Raw genomic sequence first — 14,246 nt, forward strand, 5'->3', positions numbered from 1 at the left:
GTTTACTACAACAACACCCTTAAATGGGAAGGAGACAACATGAAACGTTTGTTAAAAGCGATGGCTACTACAGCCGTCACCTTGGTGGCGATGCAGGCAAACGCCATCCAGGTCAACTATAGCTTCCGAGTGAACAGCTCGGGTCCAAGCATCTATCCCTGTAATGCGGGTTTGCTGACTAAAGGCGACACCTATGGCGATAAAAAGATCTGTTACTATGAAGGCACGAACACGGCGTGTACACCTAAGTGTGATGGCTTGGATTGTGAAGGCGGCTCTAAGCCAACTCCGCAGTTTATCCAGAACCTGGCTACGTGGTCCAATACACCACTGAATACGAAATCCAGCTGTGAGGCTGCAGGTCGTAACTGGGTTAGCACTCCGACTCACGCAAGCAACGTACCTCCGGGCGTTTTGGGTAACGAAAAAGATCAGGCTGGTCCTGGCAAATTCGTTTATTGCGATGTTTCCTGTAAAACATCTGGTCACACGTTCAATTCTCAGGACAGAACTTGTTCCAATCCAGGTGGCGGTAACGGTGGCGGCAACGGCAACACTTGCGTGTGCTCCACTCAAGAAGGTCGTAAATTCGGTAACTACGTTCACGCAAGCTGGACTAAGTGGGAAGACCGTCAAGATCCTCACACTGACAAAGTTTCCGGTGTAAGCCCTTACTTCGCGACACTATTCGGTGAAGTTGATGCGTTCGACAGAGTATTGGATAAATTGTCCTTCAATCTGGGCAGTGAAACATACAATGCGGCATACTTCGTGGATATCTGCTACCGCGGTTCTCAGATTGACTACAGCCACTACAAAGCGGCTTACAAAGTCATCGCTGAAGCGTCTTTGACAGACATCGGTCACAAGTACAACGGTAAAGGTTACAGCGACTTCGCAGACCTTGAAGTTCAAGCACACTTGATCTGTACTTCTCAGACTCAAAACTGTGAAAACGGCAACTGCAGCGACACTGATGAGCATCCAAACGGAAGCAACACTCCTCAGTTCGACAACGACATCACTGACATTGACGATCCAGTAAGCAATCACACCAAGTATCTTGCTGGTGATATCAAAGATCTGATCAGCGGTGCGAACTTCGTGCAGACGATCGATAAAAACACTCCGATCTATCTTGATAAGTACAACAAAGGTGCAGCAGCGAAATTCTGTAAAGTTCGCTACATCTTCAAGGAAAAAGACGGTCTGGGTCACTATCCTAAACTGCGCAAATGGCAAAAACACGGTGCAAACATCTGCACTCACACGAAAATCGAAATGGCAGATCTTGATGGAAACTGCCCTAACTGCAAATAGTTAATTGATATCAGAAGGAACAGATATGACTAAAATTGGTGGTTCTATGAAAAATGAGTTACGAATCTTGGGACGTCTGCTCCTTCTGATTGTATCTTTAACTATGGCAGAATCAGTTCACGCATCCGGCGGATGCGTGGCTGATACTGATGAAAAGATCGAGATTCAAATCTCCCCGGCGAATCAAAGCTGGGGGGATTATACAGGCCGACAGCTGATTCCATCGACCCTGGTGGATAAATGTGAAAAGGATGCGGGCCGTTTTTTAATGATTTCCTTGGGCTCGGCGTTTTGGGATACAACCAACACGGGCATTAATACCAGTATCTTTGGTGATCATGCGGCAAGAAATTGCAGTATCAATAACTCCCAGGTCTTGGGAGATTTTAAGCAGGACAGGGCTACGGCCAGTCTACTGCGTCAGTACAAGTTTATCAGATCATGCTTCGACGTCCGGGTAGTTGATGTCGGTGGTGAACCTATCATTGCCAAAGAAAATCAGGAATTCTGCCAAATCCGTCGTGAAGAAGACGGGGCAGTGACCTTGATTGGCGATATGTGCTTCTTAAAGGTTCGCGGCAGAAATAAATTCGCAATCCAACCGGTTTTCAAAGGCAAATGTCTTGATCCGTTGTATTTGCAGGAACTGGGGATCGAACCCCAGGATATGTATGCAAAATTAAATACTTTGATTGCCGGGGACGATACCGGAAACAGTCAGGACCTGACTCATATCGGAAGTCGCCTGCTTCATTTGAATATTGCACCAGATTCGAAAACTTTGAAGTTAACAGAGGACTACGGTCCCACGACTCCGCGATTTGTCACAGACTATAGCGTCGAATCCGATATTTCTGATATTGAGATCAAACAACAGTCCGACACCTCCGAATTGCAGTTGAAGTTCCTGGTTTCCAACTTCGCACCTGAAAAATGTGTGGGGAACGAGTGCGCCAGTGCCTCGAATTATACCCAGCCTTTCTTTGGTCAAGTGGAGCTTTATCAGGTTGGGAAAACCAAGCAGACTTTGATTGATGAATGGTGGGATGGCGGCTTGGTGCCGCCAAACTGGCAGGGGCTTGTGCCTGGAATGAAGTTCAGACTGTCAGAAGGGCCTTTGGTAAAAGGGGGGCGCTATAAAGTTGTCGTTACAATGCAGAATCCGACAGATGACTATGCTATCTTCCTGAGCGGTTTCAGACAAATGCTTCTGAATATGTATGCGACAGAAGACGCAGAGGTTGGAATCGACATTTTCCCGAATATTTCCTCTTTGAGTAATCTGGGGGTTTTGCCTTCCTTCGGTGGAGTGGGCTCTTTGGTACGACACAATCAGGGCGTATCCCTGGGAGAGATTGTTCGTGGCTTGGATGGCATTATTAAGAGCCAGATATGGCCTCCGTACTATGACCGTGTCTGCGATGACAAAACCACCTGCTTGAAGGTCGGAAACAAGAAGTTTCATCAAAAGTACGTTGTGGAATTTGTCGTCGGGGAAAAAGATCCTGAAACCGGTGCGCAGAAACTGTTGAACCTGTCCATTTCCAAACGAGGTGTTCTGGGCGGAAATTATGATAATAAAACCAGCGGCTTTGCCACTTTGAAGTGCGAAAGATAGAAGTATGAAGAACTCTGTTTTTGCTCTGTTGTTTCTTTTTTCGCTTAGTTCCGGAGCCAGTACTGGCAGTATCATGGGCTCGTCATTGAATCCCACGACGGGAGAGGAGCTTTATGCCTGCAATGCCAAAATTCGCAGCTCTTCGTCATCCACAGAGCAGATTTGTCTGAACCTGGGCACCGGAGAATCCTGCGATCCGACCCGCGTCGGGCCAACGGATGGTCCCTGTCAGTGCTACTCCAAAGAAATGATAGGAAATCAGATAGTGGCCACTCATTCAGACGGAGCGGCTCAGGCCATTCACAGCACTTCGCAGTGGAAGCAGTTTGTGGATGACGGAAACTTATTCGGAGGCAAGCTGAACAGTCTGGAAGTGCAACTGGGAAGCGAGATTCTGGGCGCAGAGTATGGTTTTACCTACTGCTATAAAGGGCCTTTTGCGACTTCAGGAACTGATCAGTCATTGGGGACTTACGGTTTGGATTTCACTTTGCAGGGAAGTGCTTACGCGGTCGCCTTGGATTCAGTGGAAATCAAGTATGCCTGCGATCTGAGATATCGTGGGCAAAGCGGAAGTCCTCGTCAGCCGAACTCCAGTCCTAATTATGGCGACTTGTATTCTGATTTCATCCGTACCGAGACAGTTTATAAGCGGGTGGATGAAAGAAGCCCGAAGGAAATCGGTTATCAAAAGATTAGAATGCCTCTGAATCAGGTGGCCCACGAAGTCCCTCGATTCTGTGTGGTGGAAGTCCGTTTTAAAGAACGTTCTGGCAAGGATTTGAAACGCGATGCTTTGGCGACAACGTCATTCAACGGAAGTTTGTCTATTAAAAAACAAGGCTCTATGTGAGCCTTGTTTTCTTTGAGTCCTATAAATAACTTTTTACTGCGAATCCTGCTGTCAAATCGGCAATCAGGAAAGCAATGTCGCGGGCATGCGTTTCTTTTTCTTCAGGACTCAGGGCCATTAGTGCTTTTAAGCGACCCAGTCCCTCAGTCCCAGCCGCAGAGCGCTCCAGGAACTGTTCCAGAATCTGTCCGGCCTGATCGCGTTCAAAGGCACGCAGCATATCCAGCGACAGCACATTCGTGGTGCCTTCCCAGATAGAAAACACCTGCGCGTCACGCAGCAGGCGGGGAATGCCGGTGTCCTCCACATAGCCTGCACCGCCGAACATCTCGACGACTTCACTGGAAATATGGATGGATTTCTTTGCGGTATATAACTTCAGGATCGGGGTCAGAACCCGCAGCAGGATCTTTTCAGAAGCCGAGGCTTCACCGACTTCCTCTTTCCCCAAAAGATTTGCCACAAAGAAGCTAAAGGCGATGCACTTGCGGAAGTCCGCTTCTAATGCATTCAACGTTGAAAGGTGCAGGGGATGGTCTTTCAAAAGCTTTCCGAATGCCTGGCGTTTGCCGGAGTAATCCTGAGCCAGATCCAAAGCGCGTCGCATGTGACCGACAGCGCAGATGGAATTATAAATACGGGTGATATTCAAAACACTGGCGATGCGTTTCACACCTTCGCCCACGCCGCCGATAATACGGGCGGGAGTTCCCTGCAGACTCAGCTCGGCGGTCGGCAGGGCTTTGGTGCCCAGCTTGTCTTTCAGGCGGTGAATCTGGATGTGATTAAGCTCGCCCTTGTCATTGCGAAGCTCCAGGAAAAACAAACTTAAACCGCGGGAACCGGCCGCCGCGCCATCAGGACGGGCCAAAGTCAGCGCCATCTGTGACGTCGTCGCGGAAGTAAACCATTTGGTCCCATGCAGGGAATGGGTCGCGCCAAATTCGCTGGTGCCAGTGAATGGGTGTGCATCAGTGGAAGTGCCACTGACATCAGAACCGCCGGTTCTTTCCGTCATCCATTGGCCGGCCGTCCAGAAAGTCTTTGGATCACGGGACAGCAGGTGAGGCAGCACGCGGGCTTTCAGGTCGTCATCGGCGTAAAGCTCCAGCGCACGGGCCGCTCCGTCCGTCATCGCCAAAGGGCAAGAGAAGATCGCTGAGCTTGGAGAATACAAATACAGCAACGCCATCTGATAGACTCGTGAAGCTGCGCCAAAGCGACGGTCATAGGCGGTGGCAACGATGCCTTCTTCGGCGGCGACTTTTTCCAGAGCTTTCCAGCCGTGAGATGTCTTGATGTCATCGATTCTTCGACCCCATGGGTCAAAAGGAACGTGAACCGGAGGCTGGGATTCAGCTTCTTGGGCCCAAGTCAGCATGTCAGTGACGGCTCGTTCACCGAGACGTTCAAGGTGAGGAAGAGCCACTTTCTGAGCTTCTACTGGCAACAGGGACTTCAGGATCTTCTGAAGGGCTTCATCGGAGCGGAAGGTATTCGAAAGCTGGGGGCCGTCTTGGTAAAAGTTTTTCATACCATGAATTTTATTCTTTCATAGGGAGAACTCAAGAACATGTCGGGCACCTCGCCTTTTTTTAAAAAAGTGTTGCCGTTTGGTAACGTCCTACATATAAGAGCCGCTCTTTTGGGGGAGGCACATTTGAATCGTATTCTACTGGCATTGGTGGCCATTGTTTTGGCTTCCTGTGGACTTTCTAATCGTCCTCAGGTGGATACCAAGGATTCCGCGGGTATTATGGGCGGCACTTTGGTGGCTGAAAACGCGAAAATCGCATCTGGAATCGTGGGAATCATGGACTTGCAGAGCAATGGTATCTGCACGGGTTCCATTATCGCTGAAAACTACATTCTGACGGCTGCTCACTGTGTGATTGGTCTGAAACCAGGTAAGTTGCGTTTGGTCTTCGGTCTTGATGTGGACGAACTGATGGGGGCGCGCGAGCAGGACATCGTTCAGATGTACACTCGTTCCGTGTCTGACTATAAAATTCATTCCACTTACAACGAAGCGGACCAGGAAGAAAAGCAATCTGACTGGGGCGACATCGCTTTGATCAAGTTCCACGGTGCTTTGCCTCCGGGTTACAAGCCGGTTCAGATGTTGAAAGACGACACGATTCTGCGTCGTGGTCTGTCAGTGACCTTGGCGGGTTATGGCGTTTCTCAGGTGGATGTAGAGCCTGTGGACGCAAGAAAGGTCAAAGATCTGGATGAAGCCCTGGAATATGGCGAAGTCATCTGTGATGACGATCTGAAAAACTGCCTGAAAGTGGACATGTCCGGCGATGGGGTTTTGCGCCAAACCAAAGCTCCGATTTCTTCTGTTCAGGAAACAGAAGTGCGTCTGGATGAATCCAAAGGTTCCGGCACTTGTGCTGGTGATTCTGGCGGCCCAGCGTATGTGGAAATCAAAGGTGAGCTCTTCTTGTTCGGCGTTACCAGCCGTGGCAGCGCTTTGTGTGACAGCGTGGGTGTTTACACCAATGCTGTTTACTATGCGGACTGGATCAAATCCACGATGCCAAAAATGCGATAGTCTCATTCTGAGACTGTCAGTTTCCTGACATCTGTATAGCAAAAAACTTCTGCGGGGAAAGAGCTCATGTTCTTTCCCCGTTTCTTTTTGTTCCTGAGCTGGAACACCCTTTGAAATCCTTAAGATCTGAACCATTCTTGGAGGATTTCGAAATGAAAGTGTTTAAGACTTTTGTGGGTTCCGCAGTTGTTGCATCGATGTTGTGGTCCCAGCTGGCGCTGGCCATCACTGATGAAATGCGGGATTTGGTTTTGTATGAAACCAAAGCCAATGCCGTGGCGACCCGAAGTAATGAAAAGAAAGTCATTCATCACTACGAAATTCCACTTAAAATCCTGGAATCCGATCTGAAGATCGACGCCAATGCCGGTTACGTCAAAGCTTTGACCTTTGAACGTGACGGCGAAAAGTATGTGCGCTGGGTGCTGAACCCGGAAGACACCCGCTGGGAAAAAGCCGTGCGCGTATTCCTGCTTCGCAATGGCATTGAGCCAGTTAAGAAAGCCTATTTTGAAGGTTATATGACCGCTTCACGCAGTTATATCCTGGTGGACCCGGTGACGGGGGCCGAGTTTTCTTTGAAGACCTCCACGAACCGCACGGGCGGTTACTGGGCCGACAAGAAACAAACCTGGGATGATGCTTCCCAGATCCGCAAAATTTCTGATTACGTGATTGAGCGTCTGAAGTCTCAGCCGCCTTTGCAGCATTCCATCGTCTTGGATGAACCGATTGCTTTTGGTATCAAACGTTTTGATATGGGTATGATCGTGCGTTCTTACGAAGAGCTTCCGGGCACGGGCAAGCGCTATGTGCCGGGCTTCTCAATCATGCACGAAAATCTGGGGCGCGAGCTGGCAAAAGCCAACGGTTCTTCTGATCCGGCAAATTATTGGAATGAAAACTACAACAAACCTCTGGCGCGTGCGCTGGCGGAATTCTTTGTGGCGACAGGGATTCGTTATGATTCCCCGCACTCTCAGAACTTTCTGGTGGAACTGGATGAGCGTAACAAGCCGACGGGCAAGATTGTCCTGCGCGATTTCGGTGATTCTTATCTGTACGAAAAATTCTTCAAGGCCATCAAACGCACCGATATCATTGATATCTGGGAAAAGGGCAACATCATGAAGGGTGACATGGGTATGACCGTGGGTATCCTGCATGGTAACAAGCCACCCAGCTGGATCGACTATCGCAACGACAAGGCCTCTGCCGACAGCTACGATAGATGGGGCCGTGACTTCTTTGCAGAATTTGAATCCGAAGTGAAACGCCAGACGGGTGTTGATATTCCGGCTCGTACGGTTATTGATCGCAGTATCTATGAAGATCCGGAAACCAAAGTGAAGCACAAGATGGGTTACTTCACGCGTGATTACAAATTGCTGTCAGTGGATAACGGATTCCTGAAAATGGTTTCGTTGGATAAACAGCGCGAAACGGGTGCAGCACGACTGTGTGGCCGCGTGTTCAATCACTAGACTTGGTACCATTGAGTCAAAGTTTTAAAGAACCAGTCCTGCATGGGCGGTTGCAAGGAGATGCTTTCGAGCATCTCCTTTTTTGTTTGGACCAGGCCTGCTTGTTCCGGGGTCACGGAATCGGCGCATTCGTGGATCCATTCCAAAGTGGATTCGGGATGGAACTGGGTGGCCACCACGTTGGTGCCCCAGCGGAAAGCCTGATTCGGGAAAAAGTCGTTCGTCGCCATCAGTTCGCCACCCGGAGGCAGATCGAAAGTGCATTGATGCCAGTGGAAGACATTCAGGGTGTACGGACTCGTCTGATCCTTCATGGTCACCGGCACAAAGCCAACTTCCCATTTTCCGGCAGCGTACACACGTCCGCCCAGAACTTCCGCCAGCAATTGGCTGCCCAGGCAAAGGCCGAAGACGGGCATGCCCAGCTTCACGCATTTTTTGATAAAGACTTTTTCGTCAATCAACCAAGGGTGCTTGTCTTCTTCGAAGGTGTCCATCGTACCACCGCAAATCACCAAAGCTTTGATGTCCTCAGGTTTGAACGGAGCCGGTTCTGTGGCAATATTCCAGACGTGGGGTTTTAGTCCCTGTTGTTTCGCCCAAAGCAGAACGGTGCCCGGAGGAGTGTCATTTTCGTGCTGGATAATAAGAAGATCTTGCATGGGGCGCACTATAGTCAGAAACTCAGGAAAAGGGGACGATTTTTTTGAAACAGAATATTGAAATTTGTTCAGGGTGCATCGCCAGATCCACGGAATCCAGAGCTGAAAGCGCTGTTGAATCCCGCAAACTTTTTCTGGCTGAAGTTCAAGAGGCGCTGACTGCGCGTCGACCGGACGTGGAGTGGAATCTGAGCACTGTTTCTTGTATGCGTCTTTGTCCTGAAAACCGACTCAGTATTGTGGTTTTAAACCGCATGGGCATGACCCGGGGATCGACGGTTGAAAGTATCGTCGACGACATCCTGATCAGAATTGACCGCCCTTAGAAAGGGCGGTTTTCGTTTCGCTTTACAGTTTTGGGCGATAGCGCACGTATTCGTTGATGGCGCCGATAATGTGATAAAGCGAGCTGGCCTTGGCTGGCTGAATTCGGAATTCACCGCTTTCCTGCCAGGTATCAAACCATAGACCTTTTTGTGGAGTTTCAAAGAACTTAAACAATGTCGCCATGGCTTCATCGGCCGCCTGTGCATACTGCGCGCGCTGGTCTTTCTTTTCCAGACCCATCTGCAGAACCGCTTTGATGCGTTCACACTGAGGCCAGAAGCGGGATGTTTTTGTTTTGGCAGACAGATCACTCCACACTTCATCGATCACGGATTTACGCTCGTTCCAGATGCCATGCTTTTCACTCAGCACGATCAGATTTTCACGCACGGCCGTCAGATCTTTGCCGGTCAGGCCCTGATAAAGTCCCATCAACCACGCCCATTCATAATGGTGGCCGGGTTCAAATACGAACTTGCCGTTTTCCAGAATCGGGGACCAGTCGGCGTTGAAGTGTTCAGCCAGGGTGCCGGATTCAGGATCAATGAATTTCGTCAGGCACAGATTCAGAATTTCGTCGGCCAGCTTTTTCCAAAGAGGATCATTGTCCACGGCCATCCACGCAACCGCGGATTCAAACATGTGCATGTGCGGATTGGCCTCGTACTGCACACCTTTGTCGGTCAGTTCGGTGAAACCCCCTTGGGTCAGGTGGCGTTCGTTGTAAAGATACTGAACCAACTGGCGGGAACGCTCTTTGTATTGCGGAAGTGGATTCACGGCATAAGCGTGTGCCAGTCCGAACAGGGCAAAGGCCTGAGCATACAGGTCCGGTGTGGTGTTTTTCGCCTCGCCCTCTTTGGTTGCAGAGTGGATGAAACCACCGGAAGGCAGAGAATAGTTTTTGATCAAAGCCGCGGCCCCGATGTCGATGGCTTTACGGGATTTTTCCGGATCGCAAAGGCCCAGTTCCATACCCAGACGCAGACTGTAGATCTGGCGGGCTTGAACCATCGAGCGACGTGGAACATCCTGAGGTTCGCCTTCCAAAGAAAATGATTCAACGAAGCCGCCGCGTTCCCAATCAACCCCTTTGTTCAACCAAAGAGGAAGGACGTCTTTTGAAAGCCAGTTCTTGCAGTTTTCAACCATAAGCACCTCAGAATGTAACTAGATGTGAGCGTTCACAATATCCTGTCTGCCAACAGGAGTCCAGCCCGCTGTTACCATGGGAAGTATGGGAAAATGCAGGGGTTTGTCGGTAAAGATATGTGTTTCGTCCGACGGCTTGCCTAGTTCCGCGAATTACCTCCGAATAGAGAACACGGACAATTTATTGTACGAAACAAGGAGGAAGAAAGTATGAAAAAGTTGATTCTGTTTTTGGCGATCGGTCTGACAGGAGCATTTGCCCAGGCCAGCACGGATGCGGTGACAATGGATAATGATGCCAGCATCATGGGAAATCGCCTGTGGGGTTGCGGCATGACCTTTAAAGGGACATCCAAAGGTATCAAAGTTATTGTCGGGCATTTCAAAACTGTGGCCTACGGGACACTTCATTGTAAGAGCATCAAGGGGACTCGCTATACACAGGATGTGATGGTGACGATCGGACATCATTGGATTGGCGCAACGGCGGGAATCGGCTATTTCAAGCTTAAAGGTGTTTCTTCTGAAATCAGTCTGTTCAACTCCAATCCAGACGTGATCCTGGGTAAATACCTGGTGGCGCAAGGTGAAGCAGCTATCATCGGTGGCGTGGGCGCATTCACAGCTGTGAAAGTGGGCCTGCCACAACTGGCAATGAATATCTCTTTGCAATTGTTGAAAGGTATCGGAGTGCAAGTCGGTGTGGATAAGCTATACATCGAAGCGATCTCTGAGCCGGAAGTTGAGCCAATCTAATAGCAGACAGGCTTAAAAGAAAAGGCGCTTCTCGAAAGAGAGCGCCTTTTTTATTTGTTGGGTCTTTAGGATTATTGCTTCTTCACGTAAGCATTCAAACGCATGCCCGGTGCGATAGAGCTGGTCAGACTGACGCTCGTGCCGCGAGCCAGATCGTCCGTGGTGGTGGTGCCAAAGTCGATATTAAAGCTGATTTCCTTGGAACGGTCGCTTGGGCAGGTGAAAGAGCCTTTGAAATTCTTTTTAGCCGCCATGATCAGGAATTCTTCATCCCAGCTGACGCTGCTGAGCAGGTTGAAGGTGCCGTTGCAGACCTCATCCACATTTCCATTGGGATAAGTTCGTTGCACTTCGAATTCGGTTGTATTGACGACGCGGAAATTCGCATAAACTTTCTGGAACCCGGCGCGGGCCTCCACTTTGTAGCGTCCCACCAGATTTCCCGGTGTCAGTTCGGCGGCCCAAGCGGGGCTTGCCGCGCTTAAAATCATTGCTGCAGATAAAAAATACTTTTTCATTGTGATACCCTCCATTGGTTGATGAGTTTTTATACCGGGGTTATGATAAGTCGGACAAAATAAAACCCGGATCTGTGAGGTTTTACAATGAGGAGTGATTTGACATGGTAAACACACTTCATCCCATGAAGTCATTGGGAGTAGTCAAAGCTGAACGCGGTGACATTCGCGCCGAGCGTCTGGAAGGCCGCGTGAAACCAGCGGTGCCATTTCCTCATCGTCATGATTTCTTTCAGGTCGTCGTTGTGGCTGGGGGCCGAGGTCAGCACGAGATCGACTTTGAAACCTATCCGATCAAGGCAGGAGCGGTCTTTGTAGTAAAGCCGGGGCAGGTGCACCGGTGGGATCTGCAAGGCGCCAAGGGCTATGTCATTGAGTTTTACGTCGAATCCTTAAGTCTTGATGCCATGGACCGGGAATTGTTCCAAAGCCTGCATGAATTGCCAGAACATTTGAAGCTGTCTTCAGCGGCTCAGCAGAAAGAATTCTATTTCCATTGTGAAAAGATGTGCGGCGAGTTCGTCTCGCGTGATCGCGGGTACGGCAGTGCTTTGAAGAGTCATTTGAATATTCTGATTCTGTCCCTGTTTCGTCTTTCTGGCAGAACAGCGGTCAAAAAAAGTGAGGGGGCTTTCCTCGGTGATTTTGAACGATTGATTGAATTGAATTTCAATCGTCAGCACAACGTCGAATTTTATGCCAAGGCTTTGGGGCTTTCACCCAAAGCACTGACCATGCGGGTGCATCGATTGTTGGGAAAGTCAGCACGCGAAATGATTCACGATCGCTGTTTGCTGGAGGCGCAGCGCTATCTGGGATACACATCCATGCCGGTAGCTGAAGTGGGTCTTACTTTGGGGTTTCAGGATCCGAATTATTTCAGTCGGTTTTTTAAGGCGAAAACAGGATTCAGTCCGGGGGCCTTCAGGGATAAAAACAACTAGGTCGCAAGGACTGCGACCTAGCCTTTGATAGGAGTGTTGCCAGGGTCTTCTGATTCACCTTCGCGGTGGCTTTGTTCGGCACGCAGGGCGATCTTGCCTGTGATACCAACCCATTCAGGGAAGAACACCATAAGGCAGAAGTAGATGATCACGGAGATTCCGGCAACTGCCAAAAATCCAAGTACAAACCATAATTCCATGATAAAGCTCCTTTTGCTGCCTTCAATATAGAACAGTTCAGAGCTTTTTACCAGAGACGGGCTTCACAATCACTAGCACAAAGGTAACAAAAAGCGGCTTTGGACCAGAGAGTCAATGCTGTTTCTGGGCTTCCGCCTTTTCGACTTCCAGAATGTATTTCTTGGTGGCTTCCGGAAGCTCTTTCCACATACGCAAAGCCAGGATCAACCCCAGTCCCGCAAACGGGATCAGGAACAGAGGCCAGTAGTGCCAGTTCTTTGCTGACAGATACCCAATTGAAAGAGATTGCAGGCCTGATCCAAGATACACGCAGCCATCCACAATACCCGATGCGGTGGCAGTCATTTTTTTGCCGCCAAAGTCAGCAGCGGCAGTTCCCGACATCAGTGAATGCACGCCGATCACCGCCAGGGTCATCAGCACGGCTGCCAGGCCGAACATGGTTGGATTCTTTGTCAGGAAGAAACACATCGCGATCAAAAGGAAAATCATGATGAAATTGTTGATTGCCGCTGGAGGCCCGCGACGGGACTGGAACATTTTGTCTGAAACAAGTCCTGCGATAAAGCCGCCCAGAACCCCGGTCAGGCACAGCAACAGACCCCAGTTTTTGATAAAGAACTCAGATCCTGCATAGAATGCCGGATTTGTTTCTTTGGTTTCATTGGCGAAGATTAAGTACCATTGCATGATGCCGTTACGTAAAACACCCGAGGTGAAATCCACCAGAGCAATCGTGATCATGACAGGGTTGGCAAAAACTTTCTTGAAGATCAAACCCATGGTGATTTTGACATCGTCATCATCGCCAGAAGAGGCGTCGGCGGTGTCAAATTCATCGAAGTTGGCTTCTTTGGGGGAGTCCTTCAACAGGACCATGTCAATCAGGGCCCACACGATCAGGATAAAGGCCGGAATGGTAAAGACCAACCAGGTTGCATCGGTGGCCCCGGTATCAATGGCGAAGATATGCTGGATGAAATCCTGGAAGGCGGTGCGAGGCCCTTCGGGATTCAGTTTTGAGGCATCCACAATCGCCTGACCCCAGTCGAAGGCAAAATAGACACCGAAAGAAATCAAAGTGCCGAAGATGGCGCCAAAGATCCCGCGCTCGCGCACGTGGAACCAATAAGCTTTCACTTTGATGATGGAAACGGCACCGTAACTTTGAAAGAACATGTTCAAGGCATACAGAACCGAGAAGGCCACGACCATATTGGTTTTCAAGCGGCCCATAAGATAAAGATAAGTAGCGCCACCCATCAACAGATTCATCAACGCTGAACCCAGGGTGGCAATGATGATTCCTTTTTTTCCGCCGATGCGATCCACCAGAGGGCCGTTAATCAGAAATGACAAACCGTAAACGATGGTGCCGGCGGCAAAGATGATCCCGAACTGTTCTTTGGTCATCATGTCGCCCATGGCGTTCTTTGACACATTCAGATTGTAGCGGGCCATGTACAGGAAGGCATAGCTCATGCCCAGTGGGAACCAGTTGACGAAGCGCCTGAAGATAAATTTTTTCGAGTGATTCAGAGGGTTGTTATTGAAATACAGAAAGATGACGGCGGCTAGACAGATGCTCACGAGTAAAAGGGCCATGGCGTCTCCGATACGTTTTGCGGCCACAGTAGGACTAAAACTTCAGCTTGGCAAACGATAGGTTGGAATATGAATGGATCTACGAAATCCACCGGGGGGATTGGGGGCATTTTCTTCAATCCTACGGAAGGCTTAAATCTATGGAAAACTGTCCAGGTCGTTGACAGCACTCTCAGAATGACTGAACCACTTTGGGTAATTTTGGGTATTTCGGATCCCGGGTGTACATTTAGGGAAAGATTCTGCCAG

The 14,246-nt window shown here is 49.5% G+C and carries 14 protein-coding genes; 8 read left to right on the top strand and 6 right to left on the bottom strand.

Translation table 11 applies throughout. From position 1 onward, the window contains the following. Window positions 1-39 precede the first annotated feature (39 nt). Genes AC04MQ_RS07770 through AC04MQ_RS07780 form a run of 3 tightly spaced genes read left to right on the top strand, consistent with a single transcriptional unit; the run spans window position 40 to window position 3,791 of the window. Window positions 40-1,320, top strand: coding sequence for a hypothetical protein (locus AC04MQ_RS07770; protein WP_015091975.1), 1,281 nt, complete (start codon window positions 40-42; stop codon window positions 1,318-1,320). Between the two features lie 46 nt (window positions 1,321-1,366). Continuing rightward, complete coding sequence (locus AC04MQ_RS07775) at window positions 1,367-2,938, top strand: hypothetical protein (RefSeq protein ID WP_148278854.1); 1,572 nt, start codon at window positions 1,367-1,369, stop codon at window positions 2,936-2,938. Between the two features lie 4 nt (window positions 2,939-2,942). Further along, window positions 2,943-3,791, top strand: a complete 849-nt coding sequence (locus tag AC04MQ_RS07780; protein WP_475391777.1) for a hypothetical protein — start codon at window positions 2,943-2,945, stop codon at window positions 3,789-3,791. A gap of 19 nt (window positions 3,792-3,810) precedes the next feature. Here the strand turns inward: AC04MQ_RS07780 and AC04MQ_RS07785 are convergent, their stop codons facing one another. Next, window positions 3,811-5,325 carry an acyl-CoA dehydrogenase family protein gene (locus AC04MQ_RS07785; RefSeq protein ID WP_475391778.1) on the bottom strand — a complete coding sequence of 505 codons (1,515 nt, stop codon included), beginning with the start codon at window positions 5,323-5,325 and terminating at the stop codon, window positions 3,811-3,813. Between the two features lie 126 nt (window positions 5,326-5,451). On the opposite strand from AC04MQ_RS07785, the gene AC04MQ_RS07790 reads away from it, so the two are divergent. Together AC04MQ_RS07790 and AC04MQ_RS07795 are read left to right on the top strand one after the other, a co-directional pair. After that, a complete protein-coding gene (locus AC04MQ_RS07790) occupies window positions 5,452-6,348 on the top strand; it encodes a S1 family peptidase (RefSeq protein ID WP_235046144.1) in 897 nt (298 codons plus the stop codon). A gap of 152 nt (window positions 6,349-6,500) precedes the next feature. Beyond that, window positions 6,501-7,832, top strand: coding sequence for a hypothetical protein (locus AC04MQ_RS07795; RefSeq protein ID WP_475391779.1), 1,332 nt, complete (start codon window positions 6,501-6,503; stop codon window positions 7,830-7,832). Here the strand turns inward: AC04MQ_RS07795 and AC04MQ_RS07800 are convergent. Continuing rightward, on the bottom strand, window positions 7,829-8,494 hold the full coding sequence (locus AC04MQ_RS07800; protein ID WP_475391780.1) for a type 1 glutamine amidotransferase: 666 nt from the start codon (window positions 8,492-8,494) through the stop codon (window positions 7,829-7,831). The genes AC04MQ_RS07795 and AC04MQ_RS07800 overlap by 4 nt on opposite strands. Window positions 8,495-8,538: 44 nt before the next feature. Here AC04MQ_RS07800 and AC04MQ_RS07805 point away from each other — a divergent pair, with 44 nt between their 5' ends. Then, window positions 8,539-8,820 (top strand): hypothetical protein, encoded by a 282-nt coding sequence (locus AC04MQ_RS07805; protein WP_041577909.1) that lies wholly within the window; start codon window positions 8,539-8,541, stop codon window positions 8,818-8,820. Window positions 8,821-8,842: 22 nt separating this feature from the next. Here the strand turns inward: AC04MQ_RS07805 and AC04MQ_RS07810 are convergent, their stop codons facing one another. Further along, on the bottom strand, window positions 8,843-9,973 hold the full coding sequence (locus AC04MQ_RS07810) for an AGE family epimerase/isomerase (RefSeq protein WP_475391781.1): 1,131 nt from the start codon (window positions 9,971-9,973) through the stop codon (window positions 8,843-8,845). 210 nt (window positions 9,974-10,183) lie between these two features. On the opposite strand from AC04MQ_RS07810, the gene AC04MQ_RS07815 reads away from it, so the two are divergent. After that, window positions 10,184-10,729 carry a hypothetical protein gene (locus AC04MQ_RS07815; RefSeq protein ID WP_015091965.1) on the top strand — a complete coding sequence of 182 codons (546 nt, stop codon included), beginning with the start codon at window positions 10,184-10,186 and terminating at the stop codon, window positions 10,727-10,729. Window positions 10,730-10,800: 71 nt separating this feature from the next. On the opposite strand, the gene AC04MQ_RS07820 is transcribed toward AC04MQ_RS07815, so the two are convergent. Continuing rightward, window positions 10,801-11,247 (bottom strand): hypothetical protein, encoded by a 447-nt coding sequence (locus AC04MQ_RS07820; RefSeq protein WP_475391782.1) that lies wholly within the window; start codon window positions 11,245-11,247, stop codon window positions 10,801-10,803. A gap of 104 nt (window positions 11,248-11,351) precedes the next feature. Here AC04MQ_RS07820 and AC04MQ_RS07825 point away from each other — a divergent pair, with 104 nt between their 5' ends. Next, the gene (locus AC04MQ_RS07825) at window positions 11,352-12,191 is read left to right on the top strand and encodes a helix-turn-helix domain-containing protein (RefSeq protein ID WP_475391783.1); all 840 of its coding nucleotides are present in this window, start codon (window positions 11,352-11,354) and stop codon (window positions 12,189-12,191) included. 17 nt (window positions 12,192-12,208) lie between these two features. Here AC04MQ_RS07825 and AC04MQ_RS07830 read toward each other — a convergent pair whose 3' ends face one another. Continuing rightward, window positions 12,209-12,391, bottom strand: coding sequence for a hypothetical protein (locus AC04MQ_RS07830; RefSeq protein ID WP_041577907.1), 183 nt, complete (start codon window positions 12,389-12,391; stop codon window positions 12,209-12,211). A gap of 112 nt (window positions 12,392-12,503) precedes the next feature. Continuing rightward, window positions 12,504-13,997: an MFS transporter gene (locus AC04MQ_RS07835; RefSeq protein ID WP_041577906.1), complete on the bottom strand. Its 1,494-nt coding sequence runs from the start codon at window positions 13,995-13,997 to the stop codon at window positions 12,504-12,506. Window positions 13,998-14,246: the final 249 nt, after the last annotated feature.

The sequence above is a fragment of the Bdellovibrio sp. MYbb2 genome (genome assembly GCF_056175685.1).

Excerpts from the sequence above, each read along its gene's own strand:
- AC04MQ_RS07810 (WP_475391781.1), bottom strand. The coding sequence starts at position 9,973 with ATGGTTGAAAACTGCAAGAACTGGCTTTCAAAAGACGTCCTTCCTCTT.
- AC04MQ_RS07815 (WP_015091965.1), top strand. The coding sequence starts at position 10,184 with ATGAAAAAGTTGATTCTGTTTTTGGCGATCGGTCTGACAGGAGCATTT.
- AC04MQ_RS07800 (WP_475391780.1), bottom strand. The coding sequence starts at position 8,494 with ATGCAAGATCTTCTTATTATCCAGCACGAAAATGACACTCCTCCGGGC.
- AC04MQ_RS07830 (WP_041577907.1), bottom strand. The coding sequence starts at position 12,391 with ATGGAATTATGGTTTGTACTTGGATTTTTGGCAGTTGCCGGAATCTCC.
- AC04MQ_RS07775 (WP_148278854.1), top strand. The coding sequence starts at position 1,367 with ATGAAAAATGAGTTACGAATCTTGGGACGTCTGCTCCTTCTGATTGTA.
- AC04MQ_RS07785 (WP_475391778.1), bottom strand. The coding sequence starts at position 5,325 with ATGAAAAACTTTTACCAAGACGGCCCCCAGCTTTCGAATACCTTCCGC.
- AC04MQ_RS07770 (WP_015091975.1), top strand. The coding sequence starts at position 40 with ATGAAACGTTTGTTAAAAGCGATGGCTACTACAGCCGTCACCTTGGTG.
- AC04MQ_RS07835 (WP_041577906.1), bottom strand. The coding sequence starts at position 13,997 with ATGGCCCTTTTACTCGTGAGCATCTGTCTAGCCGCCGTCATCTTTCTG.
- AC04MQ_RS07795 (WP_475391779.1), top strand. The coding sequence starts at position 6,501 with ATGAAAGTGTTTAAGACTTTTGTGGGTTCCGCAGTTGTTGCATCGATG.
- AC04MQ_RS07820 (WP_475391782.1), bottom strand. The coding sequence starts at position 11,247 with ATGAAAAAGTATTTTTTATCTGCAGCAATGATTTTAAGCGCGGCAAGC.
- AC04MQ_RS07825 (WP_475391783.1), top strand. The coding sequence starts at position 11,352 with ATGGTAAACACACTTCATCCCATGAAGTCATTGGGAGTAGTCAAAGCT.
- AC04MQ_RS07780 (WP_475391777.1), top strand. The coding sequence starts at position 2,943 with ATGAAGAACTCTGTTTTTGCTCTGTTGTTTCTTTTTTCGCTTAGTTCC.